Consider the following 18,516-nt stretch of genomic DNA (forward strand, 5'->3'; position numbering starts at 1 on the left):
CAACGACACCTCACGGACGCTGCGGCGCGTGAGGTGTCGCTGAGCGCGTGGGGTCGCAGGGGCGAGCGCCGATCAGACGATGCCCGAGGCCTCGAGTTCGGCCCGCAGCTCGGCGTCGGACGGCTCGACGAAGTGCTTGCCGTTGGGCAGCACCACGACGGGGATGTTCTTCCGGCCGCTGATCGCCTCGGCACGGTCGGCGGCGGACAGGTCCTGCTCCACGTCGACGTACTCGTAGTCCACGCCGAGGGTGTCGAGCAGCGCCTTGGACCGACGGCAGTCGCGGCACCAGTCGGCGCCGAACATGGTCACGCGGTCGGGGGCAGTCGTCGCATCGCTCATGTGCAGAGAGTACGTCGGAGCGCCCCCGGGCATTCCCGTGACGCCCCTCGCCCTGCCCGGAGCACGATGTGCCCATGAGCCTGCCCTGGGACACGCCCGTCGCACACCCCCACCACCGCCACGGCTGGTGGTGGAAGACCCTGCTCGTCGGCTTCGTGCTGTGGGTCGTCACGATCATCGTCACGGTGTCGACGCAGAACACGAACCTCGTGCCGACGATCATCCTGCTCGGCAGCTTCCTCGTGCCGTTCACCGTCGTGCTGTTCGTGATCGAACGGGTCACCGGCACGGTCAGCACCATGCAGCTCGTCACGGCGTTCTTCGTGGGCGGGATCCTCGGGGTGCTCGGGGCGTCGCTGCTCGAGGCCGACCTGGAGCAGGGAGCCGGGCTGTACCTGGTCGTCGGGTTCGTCGAGGAGTTCGTGAAGGGCGTCCTGCTCGTCGTCGTGGGGTGGCGCGTCCGCCCGAAGACGGCGAGGCAGGGTGCGCTGCTCGGCGCGACGATCGGGGCCGGGTTCGCCGCGTTCGAGTCCGCCGGCTACGCCTTCAACGCGGCGATCACGGCCCGGGGGATCGACCTGGCGTCGCTCCTGCAGACCGAGGTGGTCCGCGCGGTGCTGGCGCCGGTCGGGCACGTGCTCTGGACCGCGATCCTCGGTGCGGTGCTCTTCGGTGCGGCCACCGGGCGTGCCCGCTTCCACTGGTCGTGGCCGCCGATCGTCGCGTACGTGGTGGTCTCGGTGCTGCACGGGCTGTGGGACGCGAACGGCACCATCGCCACGTTGATCGCGTTCGTCGTGTCCGGGGTCCCGTTCTCGGCCGCGCAGTACGGCATGGTCCCCGCGGCGGTCGGCGGGATCGTGACGACCGTCTACGTGATCGGGCTCGCGATCGTGAGCCTGATCGGGGTGGCCGTGCTCGTCGGTGTGCTCCGCCACCACCGCGGGCGAACTCCGGCCGAGCCGACACCCGACGGCTGGGACACGACGCCAGGACCCGGCCACCTGCGCTGAACCCGATCGCCGCCGCCGGTCGCCCTACGATTGGCACATGCCGCCAGCACCCGACGCCGAGACGCTGGCCTGGGCCTCGGCGGCCGTCCGGCGCTTCGCCGCAGCGACCAACCTGATCGTCGCCGCACGCCGGTTCCGCATCGTCGGCGGCGACCCCCGTGACGCCAACGCACTCCGGCACCTGCTGACCGCACTCGGCGCGCGCGAAGCCGAGCCGCAGCCGCAGTCGAACCTGCCGCAGCCGTCCGACCTCGTCGACCAGCTCTGGTGCCTCGGGACGCCCGACGAATCGACCCCTGCGGTCGAGCAGGCCGCCGACCGCCCACGCGGCACCACCCTGGTCGTCATCGACGCCGGCCGGTACCTGCCCGCCGTCGACGAGGACGCCTTCGGCCCCGTCGCACCCGCCCGCCCCGGCGTGCTCGCCGTCCCGATGCTCTCCGACGACGTCTTCCTGGTGTCCACCGGCCGCGACCCCGAGGACGACCCCGCGGCGGACGCCCGCCTGCGCTGGGCACGACGGTCGATGCCGGTCGCCCGCTCGGTCGCCGCGGAACTCCGCGACGGTGGGCTCCTGCGCGGCACACGCATCGGCGTCGCGATGTTCCTCGAGCCCAAGACGGCCGTGCTCAGCCTGCTGCTCCGTGACGCTGGTGCCGAGGTCGTCGTCTACGCCCACGCCGACGAGACCGACGACGCCGTCGCCGAAGCGCTGCGGTCCGCCGGCCTGACGGTGTTCGCCAGCAGCACGGCGACGCTGGCCGAGCAGAAGCAGCTGGCCCTCGCGATGCTCGACACCGCGCCGCACATCCTGCTCGACGACGGCTCGCACGTCATCCGGCTCGCCCACCAGGAACGCCCCGACCTGCTTCCGACGATGCTCGGAGCCGCCGAGGAGACCACGAGCGGCCTCCGGCCCCTGCGTGTACTTGCGGCGCGCGGCGAACTCGGCATCCCGGTGGTCGCAGTGAACGACGCCCGCACCAAGACGTTCTTCGACAACCGGTACGGCACCGGGCAGTCGACGGTCTTCGCGGTGCTCGACCTGGTCGACGGACTCGCGCCCGGCACGCACCGCGTCGTTACGGGAGGCACGGGGGTCGTCGCCGGGTTCGGACACGTCGGTGAGGGGGTCGCCCTGGTGCTCACCGCCCTCGGGCTCCGCGTGACGGTCGCCGAGACCGACCCCGTCCGCGCCCTGCAGGCGCGGTTCGCCGGGTACGCCGTGGCCCCGCTCGCCGAGGCGGTGCGCGACGCCGACCTCGTGATGAGCGCCACCGGGGTGCCGGACACCATCGACCTCGACGTGCTCCGTGCCTGCGCGGACGGTGCGGTCCTGGCCGTCGCCGGAGGGGTCGACCAGGAGATCGCCATCGACGACGCCCTCGCCGCCGGGGCCCGGCGCCAGGACGTGGGGCCGAAGGCCGAGCGGTTCGTGTTCCCCGGGGCCGACGGCGGACCGATCGTGCTCGACGACGGCGGCTGCATCAACATCACCGCGGCCGAGGGCAACCCGGTCGAGATCATGGACCTGTCGTTCGCCGTGCAGCTCGGCGCCGTCCGGATGCTCCTGGAACGCGGCGACGAGCTGGAGCGTGCCGTCGTGCCGATCGACCCCGCGGTCGACGACGTGACCGCCCGCGCGGCGCTCGCCGCCTTCGGGAGCCGACCGGTGCCTCCCGGCCTTCCCGCTGAGCACCCGGCGGACCGCGAGCCGGACGTCCGGACCCACCGTTTCGGAGACCCGGCATGAGCGCCCGTCCACACCCGGTCACCGTGCACTCGGCGCGCGTCGTCGTCCCGATGACCGCGCCGCCGATCGCCGACGGCGCGGTGGCCGTGCAGGACGGCCGCATCCTGCACGTCGGCGACCGGTCGTGGGTCATCGACCAGCTCACCGGGTCCGGCGCGACCTTCACCGAGCGGCAGTGGCGTGGCGCGCTCCTGCCCGGCCTCGTGAACGCGCACTCGCACCTCCAGTACACCGGCATGGCCAGTGTCGGCCAGCGCCAGTACAACGGGTTCGAGGACTGGGCCGCAGCGTTCAACGTCGACTACGCCGAACCGCACGACTGGCGGGCCGAAGCCGCGGACGGTGCGCGGTCGTCGATCCTGGCCGGCGTCACGAGCATCGCGGACATCGTCACCGACATCGAGGCCTCGACCGCGCTGCAGGACGCCGGGCTCGGCGGCATCGCGTACTGGGAGGTGATGGACTGGGAGAACGACGCCTGGCAGTCGCACGGTCGCGACCAGGTGCTCGACGAACTCGACCGGATCCCCACGACACCCGGTGCAGGCCTGTCGCCGCACGCGCCGTACTCCCTCGAGGTCGCTCCCCTGCTCGAACTCCCCGACATCGTGCGGCAGCGCGGCCTGCGGCTGCACCTGCACCTCGGCGAGGCGGCGTTCGAGGGGGAGCGCATCGCCCTCGGTCCGGTCCCCGGACTCGACGGGGTCGACGGCGTCGGCCACGGGAACGACTGGCACCTGGCGAACGTGCCGTCGTTCCGGGCGCTGCGAGCCCTGGGCTTCGGTGCGAGCGCCACCGCGTTCGTCGATCGGCTCGGTGTGCTCGGGCCGGACTGCCACATCGCCCACGGCGTGTACATGACGGCTGCCGACCGGGCGCTCCTGCGGGCCCGGGGCACCGCGGTGGCGCTGTGCCCCCGCTCCAACGCCGTCATCGGCCTCGACCCGCCGCCCGTCGCCGACTACCTGCGCGAGGGCAGCCCGATCGCGATCGGCACCGACTCCCTGTCGTCGTCACCGTCCCTCGACCTGATGGCCGACGTCACCGCACTGCACCGGATCGCCCGCGCCCAGGGCTACGGGCACCGCGACCTGCACGAGCGGCTGCTCGCAGCGGCGACCCTCGGTGGTGCGCACGCGATGGGGCTCGCCGTCGGGTCGGACCGCATCGGGCACCTCGCCGTCGGGGCGCGTGCCGACCTGGCGGTCTTCGACGTCGACGCCCGCACGGTGCCGGACGCGCTCGCCGAGCTCGTCGAGGACGGCGCCGGGCGGGCGGCCGCCACCGTGATCCGCGGGGTCGTCCGCGCGGCGGCGGGCGTCGTCACCGAACCGGCTTCACCGCACATGGACACCGCCGCACCGCACCAGGAGGAACGATGACCGAGTCCGCACCCCACCCCGGCATGGCCGCACGCCGAACCGTCACCGGTGAGCTGATCGAGTGGCTCGACGTCCCGAAGCGCGCGATCGCCCTCGGCATGGAACCGCACCCCGAGGGCGGCTGGTACGTCCGCACCTGGACCTCGCCGGCGACGGTCACCACCCCCGCGGGGGAGCGTCCCGCCGCCACGCTGATCCACTTCCTGCTGCCCCCGGGCGAGGCCTCCGCCTGGCACCGGGTCACGAGCGACGAGATCTGGATGTGGCACGGCCCGGACACCGTCGACCTGCAGCTCGGCGGCGACGGTGACGTCCCCGAGCCCGGCGCGACGATCACCCTCGGCCCGGACGCCGGACGCGACCGGGTGAACGACGCGCAGGCGTTCGTGCGCGGCGGCGTGTGGCAGCGGACGATCCCGGGCGACGGCGAGGTGCTGCTGAGCTGCCTGGTGTCGCCGGGCTTCTCGTTCGACGACTTCACGATGGCCGACGACGGGGACCCTGCCGCCGAGTAGCACCGCGACACCGTTTCGCGTTGGTATCCCACCGCGAAGTACACTTCGACCTGCCCCCACCCCCCCTCGCACGAAGGCCCGACCGTGACCCGTCACCTCCGCTTCACCCTCGCCGTCGCCACCGCCGCGGTCGCCGCCCTCGCCCTGTCGGCCTGCTCCGCCGGGGGCAGCGGCAACGCCGACGGCACCGTGACCGACGGCAAGCTCACGATCGCCACCGGCGACCCGGCGTACTCGCCCTGGATCGAGGACAACAAGCCCGAGTCCGGCAAGGGCTTCGAGTCCGCCGTGGCGTACGCGGTCGCGAAGGAGATGGGCTACGGCGAGTCGGACGTCGTGTGGAAGCGCAGCACCTTCGACAGCGCCATCGCCCCGGGCCCGAAGGACTGGGACCTCAACGTCCAGCAGTTCTCGATCGACGCGAAGCGCAAGAAGGCCGTCGACATGTCGAGCGCCTACTACACGACGACCCAGGCGGTCGTGACGACGTCCGGGTCGAAGGCCGCCGACGACACCACCATCGCCGCGCTCAAGCAGGACGCCATCGGCGTCGCGACCGGTTCGACGAGCATCGCGAGCGTCAAGGACGTCCTCGGGGTCACGCCGAAGGTGTTCAACTCCAACGACGACGCCGTGCTCGCGCTCAAGTCCGGGCAGATCGACGCGATCGTCACCGACCTGCCGACGGCCTTCTACATGGCCTCGGCGCAGGTCGACGACGGCACCGTGTCCGCGCAGTTCCCGTCCGACGGCAAGGGCGACGAGTTCGGCTTCGTCCTGCCGAAGGACTCGGAGCTCACGAGCAAGGTCGACAAGGCCCTGAAGACCCTCGACGACGACGGCACCCTGCAGGACCTGCAGACCAAGTGGCTGTCGTCGGAGACCGGTACGCCGGTCCTGAAGTAACCGGATGACCCTGCCAGCAGGGGCCGGCACCCCGGTCGCCGCACCCGCGCCGAGCCAGGTCGAGCTCGAGCGTCGGCTCTACCGTCGCCAGCGTGGCCGTCGCTCCGTCGTGGTGTCGGTCGTCTCCACCCTGGTCGTGCTCGCCGTCGTGTACTTCGGCGTCGTGAACACCCCCGGGTGGGCGGCGGTGCAGCAGTCGTTCTTCGACCCGGAGACCGCGGTCGACACGTTCCCGGACATCCTGCTGGGCCTCTGGCTGAACGTCCGGATCCTGTTCTTCAGTGCCATCGGCGTCGCCGTCTTCGGCACGTTGCTCGCGGTCGTCCGCGGCCTGCGCAACCCGGTGTTCTTCCCGCTGCGGATGCTCGCGACCGGCTACACGGACCTGTTCCGCGGTCTGCCGCTCATCATCGTGCTCTACCTGGTCGGCTACGGCATCCCCGGACTCGGGGTGTTCCCGCGGCTCCCCGCCGAGGTCTGGGGCACGATCGCGATCACCCTGACCTACTCGTCCTACATCGCCGAGGTGCTCCGGGCCGGCATGGAGGCCGTGCACCCCTCCCAGCGTCTGGCCGCCCGGTCGCTCGGACTGTCGCACGCCAAGACCCTGCGGCTCGTGGTGCTGCCGCAGGCGATCCGCAAGGTCACGCCGGCGCTGATGAACGACTTCGTGTCGATGCAGAAGGACGTCGGTCTGGTGTCGATCCTCGGTGCCGTCGATGCGGTCCGCTCCGCCCAGATCGCGCAGGCCGAGACCTACAACTTCACGCCGTACTTCGTCGCCGGACTGCTGTTCGTGGTGATCAGCCTGCCGCTGATCCGCGTCACGGACGCGATCGCGCGTCGCCAGCAGCGGCGCGAGCAGATCGGAGGGACCGTATGAGCGAGGCCGGCCTGGAGGCCCGTGGTGCGTCCGGTGCGGACGCCGCGGTCCTCGAACTGCGCGGGTTGCGCAAGGCCTTCGGCGAGCACGAGGTCCTGCGCGGGATCGACCTGACGGTCCACCGCCACCAGGTCATCTGCGTCATCGGGGCCTCGGGCTCCGGCAAGTCGACGCTGCTCAAGACGGTCAACCTGCTCGAGGGCATCGACGACGGCGAGATCCTGCTGCAGGGCACGGACATCGCCGACCCGCGCATCGCCGTCGACGCCGTGCGGGCGCGCATCGGCGTGGTGTTCCAGCAGTTCAACCTGTTCCCGCACATGAGCGTGCTCGACAACGTCACGCTCGCCTCCCGCCAGGTGCACGGCATCGGACGGGCCCAGGCCGAGGACACTGCTCGACGGCTGCTCGACCGGATCGGGCTCGCCTCGTTCGCCGATGCGTACCCCGACCGCCTGTCCGGCGGGCAGCAGCAGCGCGTCGCCATCGTCCGGGCGATCGCGTCGGACCCGGAACTCCTGCTGCTCGACGAGGTCACGAGCGCCCTCGACCCGCAGCTCGTCGGCGAGGTGCTCGACCTGGTCACCGAGCTGAAGCGACAGGGTTCGACGATCCTGATGACGACGCACGAGATGCACTTCGCACGGAACGTCGCCGACCGGATCGTGTTCCTGCACCGCGGCGAGGTCGTCGAACAGGGTTCCCCCGCCGACGTCCTCGACCACCCGCAGCACCCGGCGCTCGTCGAGTTCCTCGCCCGCGTGCACGCCTAGGGCGTCAGCAGCACCTTGCCGATCACCTCGCCGTCGCGCACGCGGCGGTGGGCCTCCTCGACCTCGGCCAGGGGCAGCACCGAGTCGATGACCGGGCGCACCCGGCCGTCGGCGACCAGCGGCCACACGTTGTAGCGGACCGCCTCGACGATGTCGGCTTTCTCGGCGAGCGGCCGTGCGCGCAGGGTCGTGCCGCTGATCGTCGCGCGCTTCCGCATCAGCACACCGAAGTCGAGCTCGGCGGTGCGGCCGCTGCCCGAGGCGATGACCGCGATGTGCCCGTTCGGGGCGAGGGCACGCAGGTTCCGCTCCAGGTAGGACGGTCCGACGACGTCGAGCACCACGTCGACGCCGACACCGTCGGTGAACGCCAGGACGCGTTCCACGAAGTCCTCCGTGCGGTGGTCGATGACCAGATCGGCGCCGAGGTCACGGGACGCGGCGACCTTGCGGTCGCCGCCGCTCGTCGCGATCACCGTCGCACCGAGGGCCTTCGCCCACAGCACCGCGTGCGACCCCATGCCGCCCGTTCCGCCGTGCACCAGGAGGGTCTGCCCGGGGCGGAGCCCGGCGAGCATGCCGATGTTGGAGTAGACCGTGCAGGCGGCCTCGGGCAGACCGGCCGCCTCGACCAGGTCGACGCCCTCGGGGACCGGCAGCACCTGGGTGACCGGCGCGACCACGAGTGCCGCGTACCCGCCGCCGGAGAGCAACGCGCACACCCGGTCGCCCACCGCCACGGTCGTGACGCCCGCACCGACGGCCCGTACCGTGCCGGAGACCTCGAGCCCGAGGATCTCCGACGCCCCGGGCGGCGGCGGGTAGTTCCCGGCGCGCTGCTGCAGGTCGGCGTTGTTGACGCCGGCCGCGGCGACCTCGATCAGGACCTCGTCCGTGCCGGGTTCGGGGTCGGGCAGGTCGGTGACGGACATGGAAGCGTCGTCGAACGTGATGGCTCGCATGCCCTCGACGGTACGCGCCGCATGCCTCCGGCCGGCTGCCGGTCGCGCACAACCGCCGCCGGTCTCCCTGTGGAGGTTCCCTGTACGCTCGACGACGGATCTGCACCTCATCCGGGGGAGTGCGGACAGATCGAGGGGGACTCTCCACCATGCCCAAGAAGCTCATCGCGCTGGCCACCGCCAGCCTCGCACTCACGCTGCTCGCCGGTTGCTCGGGCGGCGACGGCGGTTCGTCCGGTGGCGACTCGGGCTCGTCCAGCGCACCGTCGGCCTCGAAGACCGCCGCCGCAGCACCCGCCCAGACCAAGGAAGAAGCCTGCTCCCTGCTCGAGAACGAACTCGCGTCGTTCCTCAAGGAGCAGGGTTCGAGCTCTGCCCCGGCTGAGCCGAAAGCCCGTGCGGCACTCGTCGACGAGTTCGTCCAGCGCATCGACTCGGCACTGACGAAGGTCTCGAACGAGCAGGTGCACGACACGTTCGAGGACTTCTCCGGCGCGGCGAAGGGCTACAGCTCCGCCATCCGTTCCGGCGCGGCCGAGGACTCCGCCGAGGTCGAGAAGGCCCAGTCCGACGTACAGACCACGCTCGACCAGGTCTCGGCGGTCTGCCCCGCCAAGAGCTGAGCGGGCTCACGCCCCGCCCCACGCACCACGACGCCCCGCCACTCCGGTCACAGGAGCGGCGGGGCGCCGTGCTTCCCCGGGGGAACGGGCGTCAGACGGCCGCGGGCTGCGAGGCGTCGAGGCGTGCGACGTCCTCCGGCCGCAGCCGCACGGTCGGCGCCGTGATCGAGTTCAGGATCGACTGCGGTCGCGACGCACCGGGGATCGGTACGACGACGTCGCTCTTCTGCAGCTCCCACGCCAGGGCGATGACCTGCGGGGTGACCCCGCGGTCGCGGGCGATGTACGCGAAGTCCTCGAACGCCGTGCCGAGGTCCGCCGCGCTCCCGATGCCGCCGAGGGGGCTCCACGGCAGGAACGCGATGCCGAGCTCGTCGCACAGTTCGAGTTCCGGCTCGCTCGACCGGAACTTCGGTGAGTACTGGTTCTGCACCGATGCCAGGCGTCCGCCGAGCACCTCGTTCGCGGTGCGGATCTGGTCCGGGTCGGCGTTCGAGATGCCCGCCATCCGGATGACGCCCTCGTCGAGCAGCTCGGCGAGCGCCCCGATCGAGTCCGCGTACGGCACGGCCGGGTCGGGGCGGTGGAACTGGTAGAGCCCGATGGACTCGACACCGAGACGCTTCGCCGAGGCCTTCGCTGCCTCCTTCAGGTACTCCGGGTGCCCGTTCTGCGCCCAGTTGCCGGTTTCGGGACGCAGGTGGCCGCCCTTCGTCGCGATGAGCACGTCCGAGGTGTCGTCGTGGAACTCCCGGACGGCCCGCGCGATGAGCTCCTCGTTGTGCCCCACCTCGTCGTGGCCGCCCAGGTGGTACGCGTCGGCGGTGTCGATGAGCGTGACACCGTTCTCGAGCGCTGCGTGGATCGTGGCGATGGACTGACGCTCGTCCGGCCGGCCCTCGATCGACATGGGCATCCCGCCCAGACCGATGGCACTGACGGACACGTCTCCGATGACTCGTTGCTTCATCGGCCCAGCATGCGCCCGGCCCCGAGGGTGACGCCCAGTTCCCGCACCGACGAGGCGCCCGCACCGTCGAGCCTCCCCCTCGTCACCGACGAGCCCACGCCGGCGCGTGTTCCGGCAGCGGGCCGAACGCGATGCCGCGGGCGTAGAGGCCCCGGACCGGCGGGACCCAGCGCGCGAGCAGCACCGGGAGCAGCGGCGGACCGTCCTGCAGGTGCCCGGCGAAGGCCCGTTCGAACACGACCCGGTGCAGCACGGCCTGCGCGGCCTGCACCAGGGCGGCGGGCGGGGTCCGACGACGCTGGACGGCTGCGAGCGCCCGGTCGAGGCCGCCACCGCGGAGCCCGCGTCGGAGCGCCGGCACCAGGATCGTCGCGGTCGCCACCGCGTCCTGCACCGCGAGGTTGATGCCGACCCCGCCGGCGGGCGACATCGCGTGCGCGGCGTCCCCGATGCAGAGCAGACCCGGGCGCCACCACCGGCGCAGGCGGTCCATCCGGACGTCGAGCACGTGCACCTCGTCCATCGAGGCGATCGCGTCGACCCGGTCCGCGAAGTCCGGCCGGAGCCGCGCCACCCGGGCACGGAAGGCCGCCACCCCTGCAGCGCGCAGGGCCGTGTCCGAACCCTTCGGCGCGAAGTACGCGACCTGGTGGTACTCCGGCCGCGGGAAGCTCAGCAGCACGTCCCGGTCCGAGAACGCGGGGGTGAGGGCGCTCGCCGCGTCCCCGGGGTGCCGGGGCAACCGGAACCACCAGGTGTCGAACGGCACCCGGAACGCTCGCGGCACGAGCCCGGCGGCGCGACGCAGCACCGAGTTCCGCCCGTCGCAGGCGATCACGACGTCGGCGCGGAGTTCCCCGGGTTCGTCGGTCCCGTCCCTCGGCCGCAGGTGGACCCCGGTCACGACCCCGTTCTCCTCGATGAGTCCGGTCGCCGCCCCGCCCATCGAGATGCGGAACGACGGTTCCTCACGGGCGGCGGTCACGAGCAGGTCGAGCAGGTCCCACTGCGGCACCATCGCCACGTGGTCGTACGGGGGCGCGAGACGCGAGAAGTCACCGAGCAGCAGCCGGGAGCCGTCGGGCATCGGCAGCGAGAAGTCGTCGAGGCGTGACTGCGGCAACGCCCGGAACGGTGCACCGAGTCCGAGTTCGTCGAGCAGCCGGATGGTCGAGGCGTGCACCGTGTCGCCCCGGAAGTCCCGGTTGAAGTCGTCGTGCCGCTCGAGCACGCGCACGTCGACGCCGGCGCGGGCGAGCAGCAGCCCGAGGACGACCCCTGCGGGGCCGCCACCGACCACCGCGACCGTTGTCCGCGACACCGTCACCATGCCCGGGACGCTACCCCGGTACGGACCGGAGGCGCGTGGCGGCCGCGACCCGCGCCTCCAGGCCGGAACCCCCACGCGTTCTCCGACCCGACACGCGTCGGACGACCGGTGTCCGGTCGGATGGGTGGTGTCGCTGCGCGCCGGTCAGGCGCTGGCGGACACCGACGACGATCCGGAACCGCTGTCGACGGCGTTCGCGAAGACGACCCCGCCCCAGGCGATGACCACGATCGCGAGCACGAAGCCGATCGCCGCGATCCACCACGACGGCTTCCGTCGGATCCACGCGCCGATCGACAGCACGATCGTGGCGACCCCGATGACGAAGGCGCCACCGACCGCGATGGCCGCGCCACCGAAGTACCCACCGGGTGTGCACCCGGCCGAGGCGTCGCACTCTGCCCTGGCCGAGGCGATCGCGACGATGCCGACGACCGCCGTGATCGCGGTCATGACGGCGCCGAACACCAGGAGCAGCACCGTCGAGATCCGGTCGGCGAGCTTCGCCGGCGGGAACAGCGTGGTGCCACCGCGCTCCCACGCCGCGCGCTGCGCGTCCGTAGGGCCGGAGGAGGACTGCGGCGGAGGGCCGGGGACGTTGGACCAGGTCATGCGTGCAGTCCTACCGCGCCTCGACCCCGAACGCCTGTGCGAGCCGCTGGATCTTCTGCGCCCGACCGAGCCGCGGCAGGTCGGAACCGTCGCGGATGACCCGCCCGCGGGCCTCGAAGTCGTCGAGGAAGTCCTGCGCCCAGGCGACGTCGGTCGGGGTGGGGGAGATGACCTCGTTGATGACGGGGAGCTGCTCGGTGTCCAGGCAGAGCTTGCCGGTGAGGCCGAGCGACACGGCCACCTGCGACTGCTCGCGGAGGATCGGGTGTGACGAGCCGACCGTGGGGCCGTCGATCGGACCCGGCAGGTCGCCGACGCGCGAGGCGACGACCAGCTTCGATCGCGGGTACGCCATCGCGAGCGTGTCGGCGCTGGTCCCGGTGTCGCGGCGGTAGTCACCGGAACCGAAGGCCAGGCGGAACGCGCCCTGCGCCTTGGCGATCGACACGGACTCCTCGATGCCCAGGGCCGACTCGACCAGGGCGATCACCGGCGTCTGGCCGCCGAGCCGGTGCCAGGTGTCGGTGACCTGGGCGGGGGACTCGGTCTTGGCGAGCATGACGCCCTGCAGACCGGGCAGGCCGCGGAGCTCCTCGACGTCGTCCGCCCAGAAGTCCGTCGTGACGTCGTTGATGCGCACCCAGGCCTCGCCGCCGCCGGCGAGCCAGGCGGCGACGCCCTGCCGGGCCGAGGGCTTCGCGGCGGGGTCGACCGCGTCCTCGATGTCCAGGATGATCTGGTCGGCGCGGGAGCGCTGGGACTTGTCGAACCGGTCGGTGGCGGTGCCGGAGACCAGCAGCCACGACCGTGAGATCTCGGCGGGGACCGATCGACGCCGGTTCGGCGTGGGGGCGGACGGAGTGGTGCGGTCGTCGATGGCCATGCCCCGTTGGTACCACACCGGACGGGGCCGCCGTCGGATCGGACGCGCCGCACGCCGGGTCGGACGCGCCACACGTCGGGTCGGACGACGGTCGCGTCCGTGCGGAAACCCCGAAACCTCGGTTCATTGCCAGAGAGGCCGTCCGGTTCCGCCTACAGTGTCGGATGTGTGGCGAGCGGACAGGGTGACCGACGGTGAGGACGACGTGAACGACGACGTCCCCGTCGAGGGTGCCCGCGCGCGCCCCGACGACGATCGAGACGAGCAGCAGGACGTGGACCAGGAACGGACCGACGACGAGCCGGACCGCACGCTCCGCCCGGAGCTGCAGATGACGAGCCCGCAGGCGATCAGCCTGGGGGACCCGCGGCTGCAGGCCGGCAACGCGGCCGAACCGACGTGGGACGGCTGGCGCACCCAGCTGACCGGCGTCGGTGGCACGAGCCCGCTCACGCACTTCAGTGACCACCCGCGCGCCCGCATCGAGCTCTCGACCACCCACCCGGGCGGTCTCGCGCAGTTCATCACCGGCAAGACGACCCTGCTGTCCAGCCTGATCCGCGACGAGGTGGCGCTCCGTGCCGCCCGCGTGGCCGCCGGACACGTCGAGGCGAAGGGCACCGAGCTGGCCACGGTGCGCGGCATCGACGCCGTGAAGCTCGGCATCGGCATGGCCGACTGGAAGCACGGCGACGAGCAGTTCCGCGGCCCGGTGCTCCTGCGCCCCCTGGCGATCCGCCGGCACGGACGCGACTTCGAGGTGCGCCTGCTCGGCGAACCGGTGCTCAACCCGGGCCTCGCCGACGCGCTGCACGAGCAGTTCGGGGTCATCCTCGACGCGCAGTCCTTCGTGGCCCTCGCGCAGCAGGACGGCTCCTTCACGCCGAACCCCGTCATCGACCGCCTGCGTGGCCTGACCGCGCACATCCCCGGCTTCTCGGTGCACGCCCGACTCGTGGTGTCCACCTTCGCCGAGGTCGCGACCGGCATGGTCGAGGACACCGGCGACCTGTCGCACCCCGTGCTCGACGCCCTGGCGGGCAACCCGAGCGCGAAGTGGCAGGTCGAGCAGTCCTACCACCCGGTCGAGCAGACCCCGTCGGACGAGCGCAGCCCGGAGACCGACACGCTCCTGCTCGACGCCGACGACGAGCAGGAGAACGTGATCGCGCAGATCACGGCCGGCAACTCCATCGTCGTGAAGACCCTGCCCGGCACCGGTGGCACCCAGACCATCGTGAACGCCCTGGGCGGCCTGGTCGCCGCGAACAAGCGCGTGCTCGTCGTGAGCCCGCGCCGCGCCACCCTGCGGGGCATCGCCGCCCGCTTCGGTGAGGTCCAGCTGCCCGGGGTCGCGGTCACGCCGTCGACCCTGCGCCGCGACGTCGTCCGTGCCATCGCCCGGAACGAGAAGGCCGCGCGTCCGAACCTCCGCGAGGTCGACGACGCGCTGGTCCGCCTGCGCAAGGTGCTGAAGGACTACCGCGGATCGCTCACCCGCAAGGACCCCGACTTCGGCGTCTCGGTGCTCGACTGCCTGGTGGAGCTGTCGCGCCTGTCGCTGCTGCCCGTCGCCCCGTCGACCACCGCGCGCCTGTCGAAGCAGTCCGTCGCCTCGATGGTCGACGGCCGCTCGCGCGTCGCCGAGACGATGGTCAGCGCCGCGAACCTCGGTGAGTTCCGCTACGGCCCCGACGACTCGCCCTGGTACGGCGCGAAGTTCGGTTCGAGCGACGGTGCCCAGCGTGCGCACCGCATCGCGAAGGACCTCGACGCCGACGGTCTGCCGACCCTGCTCCGCCGCGCCCACGACCTGGTGAGCTCGACGCACATGCGCCAGTTCACGACGATCAACGAGCTCGGCATCTACCTGCGCCTGCTCACCGAGATCCGCGACACGCTCGACCGCTTCCTGCCGGTGGTCTTCGACCGGTCGGTGTCCGAGCTCGTGGCCGCCACCGCCCCCCGCGGCGAGGGCGCTCCGATGTCGTCGACGAACCGTCGCCGGCTCAAGAAGCTCGCCCGCGAGTACGTCCGACCGGGCGTGCACGTGTCCGACCTGCACGAGGCCCTGACCCGCGTCCAGCAGCAGCGCGTGCTCTGGCAGCGTTACGTCGCCGCCGGCGTGAACCCCGAGGTGCCCACGGGCATCGCCGACGTCCAGGTGCTGTTCTCGAACGTCGCCGAGGACCTCGCGCGACTCGACGAGCCGCTGGGTCGCACCGAGCGCGACCGCCAGCTCGCGAACACCCCGGTCGACCAGCTCGTCCCGACCATCGCCGAGCTCGCCGCCGAGTCCGACGTCCTGCACAACCTGCAGGAGCGCACCGAACTCATGCAGACCCTGCGCGACCTGCAGCTCGAGCCGCTCATCACCGACCTGGCGAACCGGCACGTGCCGGACGTGCAGGTGCCGGCCGAGCTCGAGCTCGCCTGGTGGCAGTCCGCCCTCGAGACCATGCTCGAGTCCGACCGGGCACTGCTCGGCGCGAACACCGACATGCTCGACCGGGTCGAGGCCGACTTCCGTCTGGTGGACGACGCCCACGCGGCCGGGGTCTCCCAGGGCCTGGCGTGGCAGCTCGCCGAGAACTGGAAGGTCGGTCTCGTCGACTGGCCCGAAGAAGCGACGGCGCTCAAGACCCAGCTCCGCGACGGCGCGATCACGTCGCGCCTGCTGCAGGACTCCGCACCGCACCTGTCCCGGTCGATCGCACCAGTCTGGCTCGCCAGCCCGTACGAGGTGCCGCAGATCGCCGACACGATGCCCTTCGACACGGTGATCCTGGTCGACGCCGGCGCCGTGACGATCGCCGAGACCGTCGGAGCCGTCCGTCGTGCCCGGCAGACCGTCGTGTTCGGCGACCCGGTCACCCAGACGCCGTCGCCGTTCCGCATCGCCGTGGACCCCGAGCACCGGGCACTGCAGGTCGACGAGGGCACGCTCGACGCGTTCCACGCCGACTCCGCCCTGGCGAAGCTGTCCACCCTGCTGCCGACCCTGTCGCTGTCGCGGTCGTACCGCGCCGGCGGCGAGGACCTCGCCGAGCTCGTGAACCGTCGCTTCTACGGCGGCAAGATCGAGTCCCTGCCGTGGGCCGGCTCGTTCCTCGGCCACGGCTCGATCGCGCTCGACTACGTCAGCGACGGCAAGGCCGTCCCGGACCCCGAGTCCGGTGCCGTCGAGAGCGTCGACGCCGAGGTGGACCGCGTGGTCCGGCTCGTCATCGACCACGCCCGCACCCGTCCGACCGAGTCGCTCATGGTCATCACGGCCTCGGCGAAGCACGCTGTGCGTGTCGAGCAGGCCGTGCTGACCGCCGCCCAGGGCCACAAGGACCTGACCGAGTTCGTCATCGGCGACCGTGCCGAGCCGTTCATCGTGGCGACGCTCGAGCAGTCGGTGGCGCAGAGCCGCGACCGCGTCGTGTTCTCCATCGGCTACGGCCGCACCCCGCACGGCCGCGTGCTGCGCGACTTCGGTCCGCTCGGCAAGCCCGGTGGCGAGCGGCTGCTGGCCGTCGCCATGACCCGCGCGCGTCGCTCGATGGTCATCGTCACCTGCTTCCAGCCGTCGGACATCGAGGCCGAGCGCATGGGCCACGGCACCGTCGCCCTCGCCGAGATCCTGGCCGAGGTGCGTGCCCGGACCACCGCCGAGTACGTGCCGGACGACTCCGACCCGCTGCTCGTCGACCTGGCCCGGCGCCTCGAGATGCGTGGCATCCCGGTGGCGCTCGGACACCGCGGCAAGCTCGGCCTCGTCGCCGCGCACGGCGGGGTGTGCGTCACGATCGAGACCGACGCGTCGCTGGTCAAGGGATCGCTGCGTGAGTCCCTGCGCCTGCGTCCCGAGGTGCTCCGCCGACTGGGCTGGCACTACGTGCGCGTGCACGCGTTCCAGCTGTTCTCCGACCCGGACCGCGTCGCCGACACCGTCGCCGCCGTGCTCGGGGTCGACCGCGGCGCCACGCAGGAGATCTCGATCCCGCCGATCCCCGCCCGGCGATGACGTCTCGGCCGAGCCGCCGGGCCTCGCGGCCCGCCGGGCCGGTGACGCCGGAGACGGACCAGCTGGTGGGCACGTGGACGCGGGTCGACGACGCGTCGTCGGCCGCGCCTCCCATCCGGCCCGCCGACGGAGGCGAGACGGACGATCTGTCGGGAGGCCCGGTGCGGCGCCGCAGACGAGTCACCACCCAGCCGGTGGCGGGCTACGACCCGGCGCCACCGCCGGAACCGGCGCGGCACCGCGACGGTGAGAACGACGACCAGCTCCGGCGCGACGTCCCCCCACATTGGTAACCGGTAGCCTGGCCCGTGATGACTGAGACCGCGCGGCAGCGCCCCGACTGGCAGACCTGGCCGAACCTGATCACGCTGTTCCGCCTCGTGCTGATCCCGGTGTTCATCGGCCTCGTCGTCGCCGGGCACCCCGGGTGGGCGCTCGTCACCCTCGTCGTGATCGGCGTGAGCGACTGGGCCGACGGCTTCATCGCCCGGAAGTTCGACCAGGGGTCCAAGCTCGGCAAGGCGATCGACCCCGTCGCCGACCGCCTGGCCATCATCGCGATCGTGCTGTCCCTGGTGCTCGTCGGCCTGCTGCCCTGGTGGGTGGTGGCCGTCGTCGTGCTCGTCGACCTGGTGCTCGTCGTCCTGTCGAGCGTGCTGTTCCACGGCAACCCGGACCTCGACGTCACGTGGACGGGCAAGATCCGCTCGGCTCTGCTGTTCGTCGGGCTGCCGGTGCTGCTGTTCTCCGCGGTGCACACCGTCGACGAGAACGCACCCTGGGTCCGGGTCGTGGCCCTGGTGTTCGTGTACCTCGGCACCGCGGGCCACGTGCTCGCCGGTGCCCAGTACGCCGTCGCGATGTTCGCGAAGCGCCGCGCGGTCCCCGCCGCCTGACGCGGGCGCCCGTCTCCGCAAACACCGGTGTTCGCGCTGCGCACCGCGGTTTGCGGGTGTGCGGCGCACGAACACCGGTGTCCTGCGGTGGCCCCGAGGCTAGAGCTTCGTCGAGCCGCCGATGCCGGGCCCCTCGGGAGCGTTCGACGGGGCGATGTGCGCCCCCGTGCTCGCGGTGCCGCCGGTCTGCGGGCGGAGCAGGTCGCGGATCTCGAGCAGCACCTCGACGTCGGTCGGGGGCACGTCCTGCGGGGTCTGCTGCTCGTCGTTCTTGGCGCGCTCGAACGCCGCCTTCTTCAGGTGGTTGACGGGCACGACGAGCGCGAAGTACACGACGGCGGCGATGATGACGAAGTTCAGGACGGCGCCGATGATCGCGCCGAACTTCAGTTCTGCGTCATCGCCGGAGAACGTGGGGATCGCGACGACCAGCGCCTCGTCGAGGCTCGACGCGTTGAACACCGCACCGATGAGCGGGTTGATCAGGGCGTTGACGATCGTGGTGACGATCGCGGTGAACGCCGCACCGATGACGACTGCGACGGCCAGGTCGATGACGTTGCCGCGGAGCAGGAACTCCTTGAAGCCCTTCATGCGAGGGTCTCCTTCCGGGTCGAGGACGGCCGCCGAGTGGCGACGCGCCCCAAGCTATCCGGAGAGC

The 18,516-nt window shown here is 72.1% G+C and carries 17 protein-coding genes; 10 read left to right on the forward strand and 7 right to left on the reverse strand.

What is annotated here, in order from left to right:
- Nucleotides 1–72 precede the first annotated feature (72 nt).
- Nucleotides 73–342, reverse strand: coding sequence for a glutaredoxin family protein (locus DEJ27_RS14860; protein WP_111091297.1), 270 nt, complete (start codon nt 340–342; stop codon nt 73–75).
- Nucleotides 343–416: 74 nt separating this feature from the next.
- Between DEJ27_RS14860 and DEJ27_RS14865 the strand changes: the two genes are divergently transcribed.
- From DEJ27_RS14865 to DEJ27_RS14895, 7 genes are all read left to right on the forward strand, one after another.
- Nucleotides 417–1,355, forward strand: a complete 939-nt coding sequence (locus DEJ27_RS14865; protein ID WP_110862378.1) for a PrsW family intramembrane metalloprotease — start codon at nt 417–419, stop codon at nt 1,353–1,355.
- A 37-nt stretch (nt 1,356–1,392) separates the two neighbouring features.
- A complete protein-coding gene (locus tag DEJ27_RS14870; protein WP_111091298.1) occupies nt 1,393–3,108 on the forward strand; it encodes an adenosylhomocysteinase in 1,716 nt (571 codons plus the stop codon).
- A complete protein-coding gene (locus DEJ27_RS14875; protein WP_111091299.1) occupies nt 3,105–4,490 on the forward strand; it encodes an amidohydrolase family protein in 1,386 nt (461 codons plus the stop codon). The genes DEJ27_RS14870 and DEJ27_RS14875 overlap by 4 nt, the downstream gene beginning before the upstream one ends.
- Nucleotides 4,487–5,005 carry a cupin domain-containing protein gene (locus DEJ27_RS14880; RefSeq protein WP_250895887.1) on the forward strand — a complete coding sequence of 173 codons (519 nt, stop codon included), beginning with the start codon at nt 4,487–4,489 and terminating at the stop codon, nt 5,003–5,005. Before DEJ27_RS14875 ends, DEJ27_RS14880 begins: the two co-directional genes overlap by 4 nt.
- An 84-nt stretch (nt 5,006–5,089) precedes the next feature.
- Complete coding sequence (locus DEJ27_RS14885) at nt 5,090–5,911, forward strand: ABC transporter substrate-binding protein (protein WP_111091300.1); 822 nt, start codon at nt 5,090–5,092, stop codon at nt 5,909–5,911.
- 4 nt (nt 5,912–5,915) lie between these two features.
- Nucleotides 5,916–6,794 carry an amino acid ABC transporter permease gene (locus DEJ27_RS14890; protein ID WP_110862374.1) on the forward strand — a complete coding sequence of 293 codons (879 nt, stop codon included), beginning with the start codon at nt 5,916–5,918 and terminating at the stop codon, nt 6,792–6,794.
- On the forward strand, nt 6,791–7,567 hold the full coding sequence (locus tag DEJ27_RS14895; protein ID WP_111091301.1) for an amino acid ABC transporter ATP-binding protein: 777 nt from the start codon (nt 6,791–6,793) through the stop codon (nt 7,565–7,567). Before DEJ27_RS14890 ends, DEJ27_RS14895 begins: the two co-directional genes overlap by 4 nt.
- Here the strand turns inward: DEJ27_RS14895 and DEJ27_RS14900 are convergent.
- Nucleotides 7,564–8,529: an NAD(P)H-quinone oxidoreductase gene (locus tag DEJ27_RS14900; protein WP_111091302.1), complete on the reverse strand. Its 966-nt coding sequence runs from the start codon at nt 8,527–8,529 to the stop codon at nt 7,564–7,566. The genes DEJ27_RS14895 and DEJ27_RS14900 overlap by 4 nt on opposite strands.
- 149 nt (nt 8,530–8,678) lie before the next feature.
- Here DEJ27_RS14900 and DEJ27_RS14905 point away from each other — a divergent pair, with 149 nt between their 5' ends.
- Nucleotides 8,679–9,152: a hypothetical protein gene (locus DEJ27_RS14905; protein WP_111091303.1), complete on the forward strand. Its 474-nt coding sequence runs from the start codon at nt 8,679–8,681 to the stop codon at nt 9,150–9,152.
- 91 nt (nt 9,153–9,243) lie between these two features.
- On the opposite strand, the gene DEJ27_RS14910 is transcribed toward DEJ27_RS14905, so the two are convergent.
- The 4 genes from DEJ27_RS14910 to DEJ27_RS14925 form a co-directional block, all read right to left on the reverse strand.
- On the reverse strand, nt 9,244–10,122 hold the full coding sequence (locus DEJ27_RS14910; RefSeq protein WP_110862371.1) for an aldo/keto reductase: 879 nt from the start codon (nt 10,120–10,122) through the stop codon (nt 9,244–9,246).
- Nucleotides 10,123–10,204: 82 nt separating this feature from the next.
- The gene (locus DEJ27_RS14915; protein WP_110862370.1) at nt 10,205–11,452 is read right to left on the reverse strand and encodes an FAD-dependent oxidoreductase; all 1,248 of its coding nucleotides are present in this window, start codon (nt 11,450–11,452) and stop codon (nt 10,205–10,207) included.
- A 144-nt stretch (nt 11,453–11,596) separates the two neighbouring features.
- Complete coding sequence (locus tag DEJ27_RS14920; protein WP_111091304.1) at nt 11,597–12,064, reverse strand: DUF6264 family protein; 468 nt, start codon at nt 12,062–12,064, stop codon at nt 11,597–11,599.
- Between the two features lie 10 nt (nt 12,065–12,074).
- Nucleotides 12,075–12,947, reverse strand: a complete 873-nt coding sequence (locus DEJ27_RS14925) for a CoA ester lyase (protein ID WP_027466565.1) — start codon at nt 12,945–12,947, stop codon at nt 12,075–12,077.
- Between the two features lie 184 nt (nt 12,948–13,131).
- Here DEJ27_RS14925 and DEJ27_RS14930 point away from each other — a divergent pair, with 184 nt between their 5' ends.
- Both DEJ27_RS14930 and DEJ27_RS14935 read left to right on the forward strand, forming a co-directional pair.
- The gene (locus DEJ27_RS14930; RefSeq protein WP_083404080.1) at nt 13,132–16,959 is read left to right on the forward strand and encodes an ATP-binding protein; all 3,828 of its coding nucleotides are present in this window, start codon (nt 13,132–13,134) and stop codon (nt 16,957–16,959) included.
- A gap of 311 nt (nt 16,960–17,270) precedes the next feature.
- On the forward strand, nt 17,271–17,855 hold the full coding sequence (locus tag DEJ27_RS14935; RefSeq protein ID WP_110862368.1) for a CDP-alcohol phosphatidyltransferase family protein: 585 nt from the start codon (nt 17,271–17,273) through the stop codon (nt 17,853–17,855).
- Between the two features lie 99 nt (nt 17,856–17,954).
- Here DEJ27_RS14935 and mscL read toward each other — a convergent pair whose 3' ends face one another.
- The gene (mscL, locus tag DEJ27_RS14940; protein ID WP_111091305.1) at nt 17,955–18,449 is read right to left on the reverse strand and encodes a large conductance mechanosensitive channel protein MscL; all 495 of its coding nucleotides are present in this window, start codon (nt 18,447–18,449) and stop codon (nt 17,955–17,957) included.
- Nucleotides 18,450–18,516 lie beyond the last annotated feature (67 nt).

It is taken from the genome of Curtobacterium sp. MCPF17_018 (assembly GCF_003234135.1).
Classification (GTDB): Bacteria; Actinomycetota; Actinomycetes; order Actinomycetales; family Microbacteriaceae; genus Curtobacterium; species Curtobacterium flaccumfaciens.

What these genes read in the sequence shown, in the direction of transcription:
- DEJ27_RS14860 (WP_111091297.1), bottom strand. Translation starts at nt 342, where the DNA reads ATGAGCGATGCGACGACTGCCCCCGACCGCGTGACCATGTTCGGCGCC.
- DEJ27_RS14865 (WP_110862378.1), top strand. Translation starts at nt 417, where the DNA reads ATGAGCCTGCCCTGGGACACGCCCGTCGCACACCCCCACCACCGCCAC.
- DEJ27_RS14870 (WP_111091298.1), top strand. Translation starts at nt 1,393, where the DNA reads ATGCCGCCAGCACCCGACGCCGAGACGCTGGCCTGGGCCTCGGCGGCC.
- DEJ27_RS14875 (WP_111091299.1), top strand. Translation starts at nt 3,105, where the DNA reads ATGAGCGCCCGTCCACACCCGGTCACCGTGCACTCGGCGCGCGTCGTC.
- DEJ27_RS14880 (WP_250895887.1), top strand. Translation starts at nt 4,487, where the DNA reads ATGACCGAGTCCGCACCCCACCCCGGCATGGCCGCACGCCGAACCGTC.
- DEJ27_RS14890 (WP_110862374.1), top strand. Translation starts at nt 5,916, where the DNA reads ATGACCCTGCCAGCAGGGGCCGGCACCCCGGTCGCCGCACCCGCGCCG.
- DEJ27_RS14895 (WP_111091301.1), top strand. Translation starts at nt 6,791, where the DNA reads ATGAGCGAGGCCGGCCTGGAGGCCCGTGGTGCGTCCGGTGCGGACGCC.
- DEJ27_RS14900 (WP_111091302.1), bottom strand. Translation starts at nt 8,529, where the DNA reads ATGCGAGCCATCACGTTCGACGACGCTTCCATGTCCGTCACCGACCTG.
- DEJ27_RS14905 (WP_111091303.1), top strand. Translation starts at nt 8,679, where the DNA reads ATGCCCAAGAAGCTCATCGCGCTGGCCACCGCCAGCCTCGCACTCACG.
- DEJ27_RS14910 (WP_110862371.1), bottom strand. Translation starts at nt 10,122, where the DNA reads ATGAAGCAACGAGTCATCGGAGACGTGTCCGTCAGTGCCATCGGTCTG.
- DEJ27_RS14915 (WP_110862370.1), bottom strand. Translation starts at nt 11,452, where the DNA reads ATGGTGACGGTGTCGCGGACAACGGTCGCGGTGGTCGGTGGCGGCCCC.
- DEJ27_RS14920 (WP_111091304.1), bottom strand. Translation starts at nt 12,064, where the DNA reads ATGACCTGGTCCAACGTCCCCGGCCCTCCGCCGCAGTCCTCCTCCGGC.
- DEJ27_RS14925 (WP_027466565.1), bottom strand. Translation starts at nt 12,947, where the DNA reads ATGGCCATCGACGACCGCACCACTCCGTCCGCCCCCACGCCGAACCGG.
- DEJ27_RS14935 (WP_110862368.1), top strand. Translation starts at nt 17,271, where the DNA reads ATGACTGAGACCGCGCGGCAGCGCCCCGACTGGCAGACCTGGCCGAAC.
- mscL (WP_111091305.1), bottom strand. Translation starts at nt 18,449, where the DNA reads ATGAAGGGCTTCAAGGAGTTCCTGCTCCGCGGCAACGTCATCGACCTG.